The sequence below is a fragment of the uncultured Brevundimonas sp. genome (assembly GCF_963977465.1).
Taxonomy (GTDB): Bacteria; Pseudomonadota; Alphaproteobacteria; order Caulobacterales; family Caulobacteraceae; genus Brevundimonas.
On record NZ_CAXBOQ010000002.1, the window covers coordinates 399,508 to 413,862 of the forward strand.

At 63.5% G+C, this 14,355-nt stretch carries 13 protein-coding genes; 9 read left to right on the plus strand and 4 right to left on the minus strand.

The window, feature by feature from the left end; genetic code table 11:
• The first annotated feature begins 22 nt into the window (after positions 1-22).
• The 3 genes from AAC067_RS05965 to AAC067_RS05975 all read left to right on the plus strand — a co-directional run bounded on the left by AAC067_RS05965 (position 23) and on the right by AAC067_RS05975 (position 5,156).
• Positions 23-661, plus strand: a complete 639-nt coding sequence (locus AAC067_RS05965) for a hypothetical protein (RefSeq protein WP_339930519.1) — start codon at positions 23-25, stop codon at positions 659-661.
• Between the two features lie 128 nt (positions 662-789).
• On the plus strand, positions 790-1,923 hold the full coding sequence (locus AAC067_RS05970; protein ID WP_339930521.1) for an efflux RND transporter periplasmic adaptor subunit: 1,134 nt from the start codon (positions 790-792) through the stop codon (positions 1,921-1,923).
• On the plus strand, positions 1,923-5,156 hold the full coding sequence (locus AAC067_RS05975; protein ID WP_339930903.1) for an efflux RND transporter permease subunit: 3,234 nt from the start codon (positions 1,923-1,925) through the stop codon (positions 5,154-5,156). Before AAC067_RS05970 ends, AAC067_RS05975 begins: the two co-directional genes overlap by 1 nt.
• Here AAC067_RS05975 and AAC067_RS05980 read toward each other — a convergent pair.
• Positions 5,140-5,643 carry a cytochrome c family protein gene (locus AAC067_RS05980; RefSeq protein ID WP_339930523.1) on the minus strand — a complete coding sequence of 168 codons (504 nt, stop codon included), beginning with the start codon at positions 5,641-5,643 and terminating at the stop codon, positions 5,140-5,142. The two genes, AAC067_RS05975 and AAC067_RS05980, sit on opposite strands and share 17 nt — an antisense overlap.
• Positions 5,644-5,789: 146 nt before the next feature.
• On the opposite strand from AAC067_RS05980, the gene AAC067_RS05985 reads away from it, so the two are divergent.
• The 6 genes from AAC067_RS05985 (at position 5,790) to AAC067_RS06010 (ending at position 12,049) form a co-directional block, all read left to right on the plus strand.
• Positions 5,790-6,065, plus strand: a complete 276-nt coding sequence (locus AAC067_RS05985) for a FeoA family protein (RefSeq protein WP_339930525.1) — start codon at positions 5,790-5,792, stop codon at positions 6,063-6,065.
• The gene (locus AAC067_RS05990; RefSeq protein WP_339930527.1) at positions 6,065-7,936 is read left to right on the plus strand and encodes a ferrous iron transporter B; all 1,872 of its coding nucleotides are present in this window, start codon (positions 6,065-6,067) and stop codon (positions 7,934-7,936) included. The genes AAC067_RS05985 and AAC067_RS05990 overlap by 1 nt, the downstream gene beginning before the upstream one ends.
• Before the next feature lie 143 nt (positions 7,937-8,079).
• Positions 8,080-8,310 (plus strand): hypothetical protein, encoded by a 231-nt coding sequence (locus AAC067_RS05995; protein WP_339930529.1) that lies wholly within the window; start codon positions 8,080-8,082, stop codon positions 8,308-8,310.
• A 341-nt stretch (positions 8,311-8,651) separates the two neighbouring features.
• A complete protein-coding gene (locus AAC067_RS06000) occupies positions 8,652-9,989 on the plus strand; it encodes a site-specific integrase (protein WP_339930531.1) in 1,338 nt (445 codons plus the stop codon).
• Between the two features lie 319 nt (positions 9,990-10,308).
• On the plus strand, positions 10,309-11,139 hold the full coding sequence (locus tag AAC067_RS06005) for a type IV toxin-antitoxin system AbiEi family antitoxin domain-containing protein (protein WP_339930533.1): 831 nt from the start codon (positions 10,309-10,311) through the stop codon (positions 11,137-11,139).
• Between the two features lie 16 nt (positions 11,140-11,155).
• Positions 11,156-12,049, plus strand: a complete 894-nt coding sequence (locus AAC067_RS06010; RefSeq protein ID WP_339930535.1) for a nucleotidyl transferase AbiEii/AbiGii toxin family protein — start codon at positions 11,156-11,158, stop codon at positions 12,047-12,049.
• Between the two features lie 21 nt (positions 12,050-12,070).
• Here AAC067_RS06010 and AAC067_RS06015 read toward each other — a convergent pair whose 3' ends face one another.
• The 3 genes from AAC067_RS06015 to AAC067_RS06025 all read right to left on the minus strand — a co-directional run bounded on the left by AAC067_RS06015 (position 12,071) and on the right by AAC067_RS06025 (position 14,186).
• A complete protein-coding gene (locus AAC067_RS06015; RefSeq protein WP_339930537.1) occupies positions 12,071-12,283 on the minus strand; it encodes a hypothetical protein in 213 nt (70 codons plus the stop codon).
• A 479-nt stretch (positions 12,284-12,762) separates the two neighbouring features.
• Positions 12,763-13,761 (minus strand): histidine kinase dimerization/phosphoacceptor domain -containing protein, encoded by a 999-nt coding sequence (locus AAC067_RS06020; RefSeq protein WP_339930539.1) that lies wholly within the window; start codon positions 13,759-13,761, stop codon positions 12,763-12,765.
• Positions 13,758-14,186, minus strand: coding sequence for a response regulator (locus AAC067_RS06025; RefSeq protein WP_339930541.1), 429 nt, complete (start codon positions 14,184-14,186; stop codon positions 13,758-13,760). Before AAC067_RS06025 ends, AAC067_RS06020 begins: the two co-directional genes overlap by 4 nt.
• Positions 14,187-14,355: the final 169 nt, after the last annotated feature.

Here is a 14,355-nt window from a genome sequence, read left to right on the forward strand (position 1 = left end):
GATAATTTTCAAATACGAGGATATGGCCGCAGACAGTGGCTTTGATCCGGAGGGCCGTCTGACCGATCTGCCCGGGGAACGCCGGGACCGTTCCTTTGGTGTGTTCGCCGAATATGGGCTGTCCGATCGGCTGACCTTGCAGCTCAAGGGGGATTGGCAGCAAGGCGAAGACGCTTTCGTCGACTATGATGGTCGCGGACCGCTGGAAATTGGCCTGACCTGGCAGGTGTGGCGCGACGACACCACTGCGATCAGCCTGTATGGCGGCTACGCCGATGGCGGCGAAGGCCGCAACGCCGGCTATGCGGCCCCCGGTATCGGAGATCATGACTGGGAGGCGCGGCTTTCCGTCGGCCGATCCGTGGCTAACGGTCGCGGCTTTGTCGATCTCCAGGCCGCCCGCCGAATGCGCGATGGCTTGCCGGACGAGGCTCGGGTTGATGCGACGGTCGGCGTTCACCTGGGCGACAACTGGATGGTTCTGGGTCAAATGTTCGGTGGTGTGGCTGACGACTCGGGACCGCGCTGGCTGAATGTCGAGACCTCGCTGGTCCGCCGGCTGGGGCCCTGGAGCGTTCAGGCGGGCTGGCGACAGACGGTGACCGGGCGTGAGACTCCCGCGGCCGGCGGCGTGGTTCTGGCGCTGTGGCGGCGCTTCTGACGAATTTTTCTGGCGTCGCGACGAATTGCGGCGACGGAATCAGGCACTGCATCCGTTACAGGAACGCCAGTTGCGTCGATCGCGGAAGCGGTTAAGTCACCAATCGCTGTCAGGAAACCATAACCCGCGTGATCAAACGCCATTTCTTCCTCGTTGCTGCGGCCGTACTTTTGGGCCTGATGGTCCTTGCCGTCGTTCTGAAATTCGCCCTTGCCAATGATGGCGGCGGCGATGGTTCCCAGGGGCGCGGCGGTCGTGGTGGCGGTCAGGTCGTATCCCAGACTGTTGTTAGCCAACGCACCTTCTCCGACGAAATCCGTGTGCTGGGTGCGGCGCGCGGTCGCCGCTCGGTCAACATCACTTCATCGACCACAGAGCTGATTACCCGGGTCATGTTCGCCGACGGCCAGCGGGTCGCCGCCGGCGCGCCGCTGGTCGAGCTGCAGGCGCGGGAAGAGGACGCCGGAATCATCCAGGCCCGGGCCCAGGTGGCCCAGGCCCGTCGCGAATATGAGCGGTTCCAGGCCCTGGCCGACCGCGGCATTGCCCCGCGCGTGACCGCCGAACAGACGGAGACGGCGCTGGAAACGGCCCAGGCCAATCTGTCCGCGGCTGAGGCGCGGCGCGGCGACCGCGTCATCCGCGCGCCTTTCGCCGGAGTTCTGGGCCTGACCAGCGTCACCGCCGGAACCCTGATCAATCCGGGAGCGGTGATCACCACCCTGGACGACACCAGCGTGATCCGCATCGATTTCCCCGTGCCCGAGCGCTATGTCGGCATGCTGCGCCAGGGCGCGCCCATCGTTGCGTCCGCTGACTCCCTGCCGCAGGAAACCTTCTCCGGGCGCATCGCCCTCGTCGACACCCGCGTCAATGAACAGACGCGCGCCGTGACGGTCCGGGCCGAAATCCCCAATCCGGGCGGCCGCATTCGTCCCGGCATGCTGATGCGGGTGGCCGTCAGCCATGGCGAGCGTCAGGGGGCGGCGGTCCCGGAAGCGGCCGTGCAATACGAGGGCGACGGCGCATTCGTCTACCGTATCGCCCGCGGCGAGCGCGGCCTGAGCGCCCAGCGGGTCGAGGTCGGCACCGGCGCGGTCGAAGGCGGCTTTGTCGAAATCGTGTCGGGCCTGAATCCCGGTGACCGTATCGTCGGTTCCGGCCTGAACCGCATCCAGCCCGGGGCACCGATCACCGTGGAGGGCGAGGCGTCTCCGCCGACGGCCGCGGGTGCGTCCGCCGCCAAGGGCGCGACGCGATGATGCTGTCTGACGTCGCGGTCCGCCGCCCGGTCTTCGCGGCCGTCGCGGCCATCGTCCTGTGCGTGATCGGCATCGCCGCCTTCTTCTTCCTGCCGGTCCGCGAACTTCCCGACGTGGATCCGCCGATCGTCTCGGTCAGCACCACATATGCCGGGGCTTCAGCCGAGGTGATCGAAAACCGGATCACCGAGCCGATCGAGCAACAGATCGCCGGTATCCAGGGCGTCGAGCGGATCAACTCGACCAGCCGCGACGGCCGCTCCAGCGTCAGTATTGAGTTCTCGCTCGATCGCGACATCGACAGCGCCGCCAACGATGTGCGCGATCGGATATCGCGGGTGGTCGGTCGTCTACCCGACCAGGCCAATCCGCCGGAGGTGGCCAAGGCTGACACGGACAGCCAACCCATCATAATCCTGTTCCTGCGTTCCAGCGCCATGAACCGGCTTGAGCTGACCGACTATGCCGACCGCTATCTGATCGACCGTCTGGCCACGGTGCCCGGCGTGGCCCTGGTCCAGATCTACGGCGAGCAGCGCTATGCAATGCGAATCTGGCTGGACGCGGCGGCGCTGAGCGCGCGTGGCCTGACGGTAACCGACGTCGAAACCGCCCTGAACAGCCAGAATGTCGAGCTGCCGGCCGGGGCCCTGGAGACCGGCGAAAAGAATTATACCGTCCGGGTCGCGCGCACCTACGCCCGGGCCGAGGACTTCCGTGAGCTGCCGATCGGCACCCGGGGGTCCGCGGCTGTGGTGGCGACGAGTGGTTCGGCCGCCACGGCCGGCGTGTCCAGTGGCGCGACTGGTGCCCTGCAGGCGCAGACCGGCTATGTCACCCGGCTCGGTGATATCGCGCGTGTCGAGGAGGGAGCCGAAGAGGACCGGCGACTGTTCCGCGGCAACAGTCTCGATCAGATCGGTCTGGCTGTGACCCGGCAGGCCCAATCCAACGACCTCGCGATTTCTGACGGTGTCCGCACCCTGCTGGAGCAGGTTCAGACCTCTTTGCCTGAGGGCACGGAGCTGGTGGTGGGCGTCGATAATTCCGTCTTCACCTCGCACGCCATCGACGAGGTCTGGATCACCATCGGCATCTCCCTGGTGTTGGTCGCCCTGGTCAATTTCGTCTTCCTCGGCAGCATCCGGGCGGCCTTCATTCCGACGGTTGTCGCCCCGATCTGTCTGCTGTCGACCTTCATCATCTTGGCCCCTCTGGGCTTTTCCCTGAACCTGCTGACCCTGCTGGCGCTGGTCCTGTCGATCGGACTGGTGGTCGACGATGCCATCGTGGTGACCGAGAACATCCAGCGCCGGCTCGATCTTGGCGAGCCGCCGCTGGTCGCCGCCGAACGGGGCACACGTCAAGTGTTCTTCGCTGTCGTGGCCACGACGATCGTGCTGCTGTCGGTGTTCGCGCCGCTGCTGTTCCTGCCGGGCTATGTTGGCCGGCTGTTCGTTGAGCTGGCGGCGGCCATTGCCGGTGCCGTAGCCTTCTCGGCCTTCCTTGCCCTGAGCCTGTCGCCGATGCTGGCCTCGAAGATCCTGAAGCCGGCCAAGACTTCCGGCTGGCTGGCGCGCAACGTCGACCGGGCCATGGACGGGTTAAGGCGGTCGTATCGTAATTCTCTGGAGGCCCTGCTGGGTCGCCGCATTGCGGTGGCCGGAGTCGGCGGCCTGATCGTGCTGATCGGACTGGGCGCGGGCGCGATGTTCCTGACCCTGCCGAATGAACTGGTGCCGCCGGAGGACCGCGGCCGGGTGTCGATCCGCGTCAATGGGCCCGAGGGGGCAGGTTTCGACTATACGCGCCGCATCATGCTGGGGCTGGAGCCGATCCTGGCCGAGTACAAGGAGGCCGGTGAAGCTGACAGCTATCTGATTTCGGCACCGGGCTTTGGCGGCAGCGGTTTCAACTCCGGCAATGCCGTGATGATTCTCTCGGACTGGTCCGCGCGCACGCGTTCGGCGGATGAAATCGCCCAGGAGATGAACGGCAAATTGCGGGCCCAGACTGATGCCCAGGTCAATGCGAGCGTCCCCGGGGCCTTCCAGCGCGGCAGCAGCAATTCCAACTCCATCGAGATGGTGGTGACCGGCTCTGAATATGATGAGCTGTACCAGTGGATCCAGCCGGTCCTGGCGCAGGCCCAGGCCAATCCGGGCTTCTCGCGACCGCGCCTGAATTATGAGCCCAATGCGCCGCGTCTGCTGGTCAATGTCGATCCGCAGAAGGCGGCGGCCCTCGGCGTGTCGTCGCAGCAGATCGGGCGGACGCTGGAGACGATGTTCGGCTCGCGGCGGGCCACGACCTATATCCGCGGCGGGCAGGAGTATGACGTCATCCTGCAGACCGAACGCGAGAATCGCCGCTCGGTCGGGGATCTTGAGGCCCTGTATGTGGCGACGGGTGGCGGCCAGCTGGTGCCGCTGGCCTCGGTGGTCACGACCCGGACGTCGGGCGATACGCCCGACCGGCGGCGGCTGGATCGTCAGCGCGCCATCACGCTGAGCGCGGACCTGAATCCGGGCATGACCATCGCCGATGCGATCACCTTCCTGGGTGATGTCGCCGCTGAGCAGCCACAGGGCGTGGCCACTGTTCAGTGGGGCGGGGCGGCGCGTGACCAGCAGGAGGCGGGCGGCGCGGTTGCGGCCGCGTTCGGTCTGGCCCTGTTGCTGGTCTTCCTGGTGTTGGCAGCCCAGTTCGAGAGCTGGATCACCCCGGCGGTGATCATGCTGACCGTGCCGCTGGCGGCGGCGGGCGGTCTGTTTGGTCTGGTCATGGCCGGATCCAGTTTGAACATCTACAGCCAGATCGGCCTGATCATTCTGATCGGGGTGGCGGCCAAGAACGGCATCCTGATCGTGGAATTCGCCAACCAGCTGCGTGACCAGGGGCGGACCATCCATGAGGCCATCGTCGAATCCGCGACCCTGCGCCTGCGGCCGATCATCATGACCTCGATCGCCACCGCCTTCGGGGCCCTGCCGCTGGTGCTGTGGCAGGGGGCGGGGGCCGGGAGCCGCCAGACCATCGGGGTGGTGATCTTCTCCGGTGCGATGTTCGCGACCCTGCTGACCCTGTTCGTGGTGCCGGTGATCTATGGTGCGCTGGCGCGGTTCACCCGCTCACCTGAATACACCGCCCGCAAGATCGAGGAGTGGGAGGCGCAGGAAGTGACCAGCGAGGCCACGCCCCCGCCGGGCGACCCGGTCAGGGCTCCGGCGTAGTCGGGGTAGCCGGGACGAATCCGGTCTCGACCTTGAGCCAGGCGATCACGTCGCGACGATCAGTGGCGTCTTGCAGACCGGGGAAGGTCATCTTGTTGCCGGGCAGGAAGGTGCGCGGGTTCTGCAGCCAGTGGTCGAGACGGTCAGCGTCCCAGGCGAAGCCGGCGTTCTTTACAGCGGGCGTATAGTTGTAGCCGGCATGGGTGCCCGCGGTTCGGCCGAAGATTCCCCACAGGTTGGGGCCGGTCATATTGGGGCCACCCTCGTTGATCGTGTGGCACGATCGGCAGCGAGCGAAGGCGCGGCGTCCGTTGTCGAGGTCTCCCGCATTGTAGGGGGCCGGCAGAGCCGCAAGCAGGGCAGCCTTCTCCGCGGCGGTCGGTTCCGGTCGCGGCGGGGCAGGCGGTCCCGAGTTGGCGGATCCAGGCTGGCCACAGCTCGCGAGCCCCAGACCCAGCACAGACAGCAGGATGAGGGGGCGGGTCATGGCGTACTCCTGTTTCCGGGGCCCTTTGATACCGCATACGCCGGATGCGGCAACGGGTGCGACGATGGAATGCTGGACGGCATACCGTCGCACCTGATAATCAGTGTCAGATGCAAAGGTGCGGATTTGAACCGCCAGTGAGCTTCATGACAGACACCATCCAACTGAACTTTGCCCGCTGCGGTGACCGGGGCATTATCGTCAAGGTCGGCGACCATTGTCATCACGACGACCACGCGATCGAGCTGGAACGCCGGCTGCTGGAACTGGGCTTCGTCGAGGGCGCGCGGGTCGAGATGCTGCATGAGGGCCTGTTCGGGCGCGACCCGATCGCCATGAAGGTCGACGACATGCGGGTCGCCCTGCGCCGGCATGAGGCGGCCAGGCTCAGTGTCCGTCTCGAGAGTGTGATCGCCGCCTGATGGACATGGCCACGCGTCTGACCCGGGTCGCCCTGGTCGGGAATCCCAACAGCGGCAAGACGGCGCTGTTCAACGCCCTGACCGGTGCCCACCAGAAGGTGGCCAACTACGCCGGGGTCACCGTCGAGCGCAAGGAAGGCCTGATCCGCTCGGCCAGTGGCCGAAGCCTGTCGGTGCTGGACCTTCCGGGCACCTATTCGTTGCGGGCGCGCAGCCCGGACGAGGAAGTCACCCGCGACGCGGTGCTGGGCAAATTGGCGGGCGAGACGCCGCCGGACGTGATCGTCTGCGTCGCCGACGCCACCAATCTGCGGCTGGTGCTGCGGCTGGTGCTGGAGTTGAAGCAGGTCGGCCGGCCGATGCTGCTGGCACTGAACATGTATGACATCGCCCAGCGCCAGGGGCTGCGTATCGACCTCGAGGCGCTGGAAGCCGAGCTGGGCGTACCGATCGTGACCACGGTGGCGACGCGCAAGCGCGGCATCGATGATCTGATCGCCGCCGTTGAAGCCCGCATCGATGAAGGTCTGCCCGTCGGCGACAGTGCCTGGCAGGCTCCGGACGCCGCCGGCCTGCGGACCGCCGCGCGCGAGGCCGAACGGATCATGAAGGCCTGTGTGAAGCCGCCGCTGCGGCCCGATACGCTGACGGGGCGGATCGATTCGGTGCTGCTGCATCCGGTCGGAGGGCTGATCATTCTGTTTGCCCTGCTGTTCGTCATGTTTCAGGCCGTGTTCAGCTGGGCGACACCGGCGATGGACGCGATCGAGGCCGGGTTCGGCCTGCTGGGGGCGGGTGTCGCCACGGTCGTTCCGGACGGCCTGATCCAGAGTCTGCTGATCGACGGCATCATTTCGGGGGTCGGCAGTGTGCTGGTCTTCCTGCCGCAGATCGTCATCCTGTTTGCCTTCATCATCATGCTGGAGGACTTCGGCTATATGGCCCGGGCGGCCTTCCTGATGGACCGCATCATGGGCGGGGCCGGCCTGCACGGGCGGGCCTTCATCCCCCTGTTGTCCAGTTTTGCCTGCGCCATTCCCGGGATCATGGCGACCCGGACCATCGACAGCCGCCGCGACCGGCTGACGACCATTCTGGTTGCGCCGCTGATGACCTGTTCGGCGCGGATTCCGGTCTACACCCTGATCATCGCCGCCTTCATTCCGCAGCAGCTGGTCTGGGGCTTCGCCAATCTGCAGGGACTGGTGATGTTCGGCCTCTATGCGGCGGGCATCACCAGCGCTCTGTTGGTGTCGTTCGTGATCCGGCGCATCTTCTGGCGCGGCGCGGTCGAGCCGTTCATGATGGAGCTGCCCTCGTACAAGCTGCCGGACCTCAAGTCGGTGCTGATGAACCTGTGGATCCGGGCCCGGATCTTCCTGGAGCGGGCGGGGCGCATCATCCTGCCGCTGATGGTGGTGATCTGGGTGCTGTCGACCTTCCCGTATCCGCCCGAGGGCGCGACGGGACCGGCCATCGACTACAGTTTCGCCGGGATCATCGGCCACTGGCTGGAGCCGATCTTCCGCCCGATTGGCTTCAACTGGGAAATGGTCATCGCCCTCGTGCCCGGCATGGCGGCGCGTGAGGTGGCGGTGGCCGCCCTGGGCACCGTCTATGCCATCGCCGACGCCGAGAGTAACACCGGGGCCCTCTCGAGCGTCCTGGCCGCCCATTGGTCGCTGGCCACGGGCCTGTCCTTCCTGGCCTGGTACGTGTTCGCGCCGCAGTGCGTGGCGACGCTGGGCGTGGTCAAGCGCGAGACCAACAGCTGGAAATGGATGTGGATCATGGTCGGCTATATGACGGCCCTGGCCTATCTGGCGTCGCTGGTCACCTATCAGGTGGCTGTGGCTATGGGGGCCGGCTGATCGGCCAACGCCGGGTGGCCGGTAGCGAACAGAAGCGTTGCCGGAGACCACGACGCGGGGTTGTATTTTTTCGGAACCCATCGCCGGGACGAGCATTCTTGTCGGACCGCGTCCCCAACGCATCACGTTCACAGGAGCCCCCCATGAAGAAGATTGTAGCGGCCGTTTCGGCCGGTGTTCTGCTTATCGCCAGCCAGGCCGTCGCCGCCGGCGCAACCACGGATGCCCGTGTCGCCGACCGCGTCGGTGCCCGCGCCGGTGACAGTGCCGAGTTTGCCGGGATGGATGTCCCGACCGTGGTCATCGTCGCCGGTGCCTGGGCGCTGACCGGTATCATCATTGCGTCGGTAAAGGACGATTCCGACAGCAACTGACCAATATTGAAAGAGGCCCCGGGTTCCCCGGTGTTGTGGGAATGCGGGGCTTTTTGCTGTCCGCTGCCGGGCCTCGCCGGTTCGGGCATCAGCCGGGGACATGGTGCCGGTTGCAGGATTCGAACCCGCGACATCCAGTTTACAAAAAATTCCTCGTGACCTTTTTCAGGACTTTTCAGGACAGCTCTTCGTGCCCAGGAAACCCAATGGTGGCGGGCATATAGCCGTTTCTTGACGTCTCATTATGTGGCATGGTGTTTCCCTGATTTGTGCCCCCGGTGTGCCCCCGGCTGACGTTTTGTGCCCCCGGTGTGCCCCCAAATTGAGCGAAAAATCGGGTTATGCCGAAGCTGGTTTTGACGGACAGGGCGGTGGCTTCCGCGAAGGCGGAGGAGGGGGCACGTCTCGAACTTTGGGATCTTCGGACACCCGGGCTTTGCCTGAGAGTCACCGATCGCGGTGTTCGGACGTGGATTTTCCGATACCGCACACCCGACGGTCGACAGCCCCGGTTCACAATCGGGAAGATGCCGGCCGTCAGTCTGAAAGACGCGCGTGATCGCGCCTTGACCCTGAACCGCGATGTCGCTCTTGGCGGGGATCCTGCTGCGGACCGTCGACATGCCCGGGTCGAGGTTCAGGATGCCGCTCGAACGCTTGACGAACTTGCTGACGTCTATTTCGACGCCTGCGCGTGCGGGGAATGGAAGCCGAAAGGCAAGCGGAAGCGGGCGCATGTAATTGCCGGCGAAAAGCATCGCTTCCGGCTTCATGTAAAACCCGATCTGGGTGAACGACCATTTACCTCGGTGACCCGGGTGGACGTGAAAGCGCTGCTGCGTGGGATGATCGGCAACGGGATTGGCGCTCAGACGAATCTTACCCAGGCTATCATTCGTCAGATCTATAATTTCGCGATCAGCGAGGACCTGGTCGTTGTCAATCCGGCGACAGGGTTCGCTCCGTTCGCAGATAGCGCGCCCCGTTCCCGCATATGGTCGGATGCCGAACTGGTTGCGCTTTGGGCTGCGCTGGACGATCCATCCGGACTCGTAGACGAGAATGGAAAGACGATCCATGTCAGCGAGGCCATGCGGATCGCGATAAAACTTCTGGCAATGCTGGGACAACGGCGCGCGGAAGTTATCGGAATGGAGCACCGTGAGCTCGATTTCGCAGCCAAGACCTGGCTTATCGACGCGCAGCGAATGAAAGGCAGCAAAGCTCATATGGTCCCGCTACCGGAAGCGGCCATACCGCTTATCAAGCGTGCCATCCAACTGGCTGATGCGGATCGCGCGACGCCGTCCGACTACGTGTTCCCGACAGACCGGAAGGAAGACCGGGCGGTTCATCCGGCCAGTGTCACCCACGCCCTGACCCGGATGAAGGTGGGCCTGGGGATCAAGGGGCCAACGGTTCATGACCTTCGGCGAACCATGAGCACGAACATGACCAGTGAGCGGTGCGGCGTTACACCGTTTATCCGCTCCAAGGTATTGGGGCATATCGACGGTGGCGGGGGCGCGCTCGTGTCTTCGATCCACTACGATTCCAACACCTATATCGTCGAGAAGCGTCGGGCGCTTCGCGTGTGGGTGGCGACGCTTGAGAAGATTGTCGCCGGGGAGGAAACTTGGGCGGTTGAAGGCAACGATGAGGAAGTCTGCACCGACTGACCGGTGCGCTCGCGCAGAGAGGAACCCGCAACCGGACGTTTGATCTCCAGATTGTCTGACAGATGACGAGCGGGTCGCTGTCCGGCACCTGGCCACGCACAATCCGAAGTGCCTGGGTGCCCTTTTCAATTGCAACCGTCGTGTCCAACGGGTCGAGGAACGTGAGTGCCGACCTGTGTAATCACCAAAGCCCAGGCTGGTGATCGTGGTGGAGGTTTATAATAGTTCGGAAACGCGTAGGTTCGCTAGGCGTTCGGATGAAAATATAAACTGGACAAAGGTTCACAATTCTGGCGAAATCCTAAGCGTGACTAAGGATATGATCAGCAAGCTAAACCGATTGCAACGGGAGCTACCCGAGGGGTTTCTCGTTGACGCCGCATGGCTGGAGGCGAGGGACTACTCCTCCTCGCTGCGAAGTCAGTACGTCAAGGCAGGCTGGCTCGATCAGCCCGCCCGGCGCGTCTACCGCCGCACACGCGGGCCACTCACCTGGCAACAGGTCGTTATCTCGCTGCAAATCCTCCTCGACCATCCGCTGACGGTCGGAGGGCGTAGTGCTCTCGAAGCTCAGGGTTACGCTCACTATTTGGCCGGCTCGGTGCGCGAGGTTCACCTCTACGGACCGACCCGACCGCCGACCTGGCTGGGGGACTTGCCACTCGACGTCACTTTTCGCTGGCACAACAGCCTGCGGCTGTTTCCTGATGGTCCGGTTCCCGAACGAAACATAGACCGGCCCCTGCCATTCGGAGGCGGCGACCTGCCACCGGCTCCGCCAGGCGGCTTCATGCTGCAAAGCGGTGGTCGCGTCAGCTGGGCTGTTCGCTATTCGAGCAAGGAGAGGGCAGTCCTTGAACTGCTCGACGAACTGCCTGACCGGGAGAGCTTCCACCAGGTCGATGTTTTGATGGAGGGCTTAAGCGACCTGAGCCCTCGCAGGCTGCAAGAGCTCCTCGAGGCTTGCGTCAGCATCAAGGTAAAACGACTCTTCCTCTTCTTTGCTGATCGCCATCGACACCCGTGGCGCGCCAGGCTCGAAACGTCACGTATCGGTTTGGGCACCGGCAAACGCGCCCTGGTCCCCGGCGGAAAACTGGACGGCCATTATCAGATCACAGTGCCGGCGGATCTACATGGTGCTGTCTGATGTCTACAGAGGCTAGGTGGCGCTGCTCATCCGAGCATTGCCGTTCGTCGCCGAAGAGCCCGTATTCGCCCTCAAGGGCGGTACGGCCATCAACCTGTTTATGCGCGACCTGCCGCGTCTCTCCGTCGATATCGACCTGACCTACCTGCCAGTGGAAGACCGCACGACATCGCTTGCGGCCATTGATGCGGCGATGCTCCGCATCCAGGCACGGATCGAGCAGGGCTTGCGCGGCGTGCGTGTGACGCCTTCACGTATGCAGGGCGACAACATCGTTACCAAGCTTGTCGTCCGGCTGGATGGAGTTCAGATCAAGGTAGAAGTGACACCTGTGCTGCGTGGCACGGTCTATGAACCCACCCTCATGTCTGTAACTCCGGCCGTGGAAGAGGCTTTTGGTTTCGCCGAAATCAGTGTCGTCTCTTTCGCCGATCTCTATGCGGGTAAGATCACCGCCGCCCTGGACCGCCAACATCCCCGTGACCTCTTCGATGTTCGAGATCTGCTGGCCAATGAAGGGGTGAGTGACGATCTGCGTAGCGCTTTCCTGATCTACGTCGTCAGTCATCCGCGTCCGATGGCAGAAATCTTGGCCCCGACCCGCAAGAATATTGACAATGAGTACAGTCACGGCTTCGACGGTATGACCAAAACCTCCGTCAGTGTCGAAGATCTGACGAAAGTCCGCGAAGACATAATCCGCATCATGGTCACGGAGATGCCGGAGAGCCACCGTCGGTTTCTCGTCAGTTTCAAGTGCGGTGTACCCGATTGGGCTCTTCTGAGCATCCCCGAAGCCCAGAACCTCCCGGCGGTTCGCTGGAAACAGCAGAATCTGGATCGTTTGGATGCCGACCGCCGTGCAGCGCTCGCCAGCAAGCTGGAGGGGATCCTTTTTCCGGCAACCTGAAAAATCTCCTGACGACAGATATCAGGCACAGCTCATGTTGGCGGATCCAAAGTGGCCAGAGCCCATAATTCTCGTTTCAACGTCGGCCAGCAGATCCGCAATTTCGTCCTGGGCCCGTCCGCCGGGCTCATATTCCATGACGCTCTTGCCGCGCGCTATTGCGTGTTGGTAGACGGCGCGTGCCTGAAGAGCCGTGGAGCACACATCCAGCCTTCCGGCACGCAGGCTGTCCATGATGGCAGACACCATCGATGAGGTGCAGCAGACGTTGGCACGCGTCAGCCCTCGGGTTTCGTGCAAGAAGTAAAAGCTCGCTGAGCGGCGGAGCGACGTAGACATCTCGGTCTGCGGGCGCATGGTGGGGGAGGGCCAAGGTCGTCTCCGGCGAACCGGCTTTCAGCCAGTACGGTCGAGGTTAGGTCGAGCTCACTAAGGCGCAGTTGATCCAGGGCGAAGCCGGTCTGGCTATCGCTTTGCCAGCGCGCGCAGCGCTTCGGTGACGGGCTCCGCCGGGCCCAGGTCGCCCGGATCGTGACCCCGACATCCTTGGATCGTGGCCGGCCCGCTCCAGTCAGGGAATTGCAGGCAGGCTGGATAGCGCATATCTCCGCTTGGGGTGTTTGTTAGCCCCTCGTCAGCCCTGTACAACAACGCGCCACCTCAGGTTCCTGGTTCTGATCAAGCGTTGCGCAGTTCAGGTGTCCGACGGCTGGTCATCCGTTAAGCCGGTCTGCAGGAACGGTGAGGCGCACGCTGGCACCGTCGCTGTTGAAACGCTCCAGTCCGATGCCCGACCGTTTTGCCAGGGCGTCAGTCAAGCCCAGACCCCGATGGGGCGGGTGGGCGGAGTTCGCGAGGGTGTCCCCGCTGAAGCCTGGTCCGCCGCCGGCGATCAGAATCTCGGCGTTGCCCGAAGGCAGCAAACCCACGGAAAGCCGCAACGGGCTTGAAGCGCCGTGTTTGATGGCGTTGGTCATCAGTTCATGAACGATCAGGCCGAGGTTCGACGCCAGTTCGAACGAAGCGGGCACCGGTCGGACGTCCATGGAGATTGAACCGCCCGGGGCTTCGGACGTCATCACGGCTTTGGCCAGGGTCGAGAGATATTCAGCAAGGTCGACCTCGCCGCCAGTACTCTTGTGTAGGTAGGTCTGGATGATACCGATACCCTGGATCCGGCTGATCGCAGCGGCAAGAACGCCTTTGGTTTCCTCTGCCACAGCCTGCATTCGGGCAAGCTGAAGAAATGAGATGACCAGTTGAAGATTGTTCTTCACACGGTGGTTCAGCTCAGCCAGCAAGACGCGCTGATGTTTCTGGAGCTCACGCAGCTCGGAAATGTCGATGCAACTTCCGAAATACCCTGAAAAGACGCCGTCTCGGTAGAAGGGGGCTCCGTTATCCAGCAGCCAACGATACTCACCGTCGTGCCGTTTCAGACGGTAGGGCATGGTGAAGGTCTCACGGGCATCGAAGGCGGCCTCGTAGATTCCTACGCATCGCTCCAGATCGTCCGGGTGGACGTCGTCTGCCCATCCATATCCGAACAGTTCGTCGACAGTTTTACCCGCGAATTCCTGCCACGGCTTGTTGAACCAGTCGCAGAGTTTGTCAGGGCGGGCGCGCCAGATCATCACGGGGGCGTTGTCGGCAAGTTCCTTGAACTCCTTTTCGCCCATCTCGGTCAGCGAAGGCATTTCGTGCGCGCTCAAGTGCGGCTGCTTTCTTTTCCGATGGCCACAAAGATTTCGAGTGCCGGGGGAAGCCCAAGAGGGCAGTTGCCGGCGAGAAGCGCTTCAGCCACGCGGGCTGTTGCGACAAGATCTTCTGCTGCGAAAGGCTTGTTCAGGATTCCCAGTGCGACGTCCATATTGGCACGCGCCACGGCAGGCTGCCCACTCACGAAGAGCGTCGGGATCCCGAATTTGTCGCGCAGTTCACGCGCCAGGCCGATGCCCTCATCATTTCCCGCCAGATTGATATCAACGAGCGCCAGATCAGACCGCGTGTTGGCCGCAACCTCCAGGGCCCCTGCGACATCAAAAGCCGGGCCGGATATCACGTGTCCCGTGTCTTCAAGAACGGCTGTTGTGGCGAGGCCGAGAATGGCGTCGTCCTCTACAACAAGAATCCGCATGCTGTTCGCCTGGGAAAAGGACTGGAAGGGGAGCGATTGTAACGCGACTGCGTCGCCTCAACGCATGACCCCGATTTTAGTGCCGTGGTTTCCGGCATTTGCGATACGCGCGGGCATAGGTCGGGCGGGGCCACGGCTTAAATGTAAAGGGGTCTTTACTGTGAAGCGC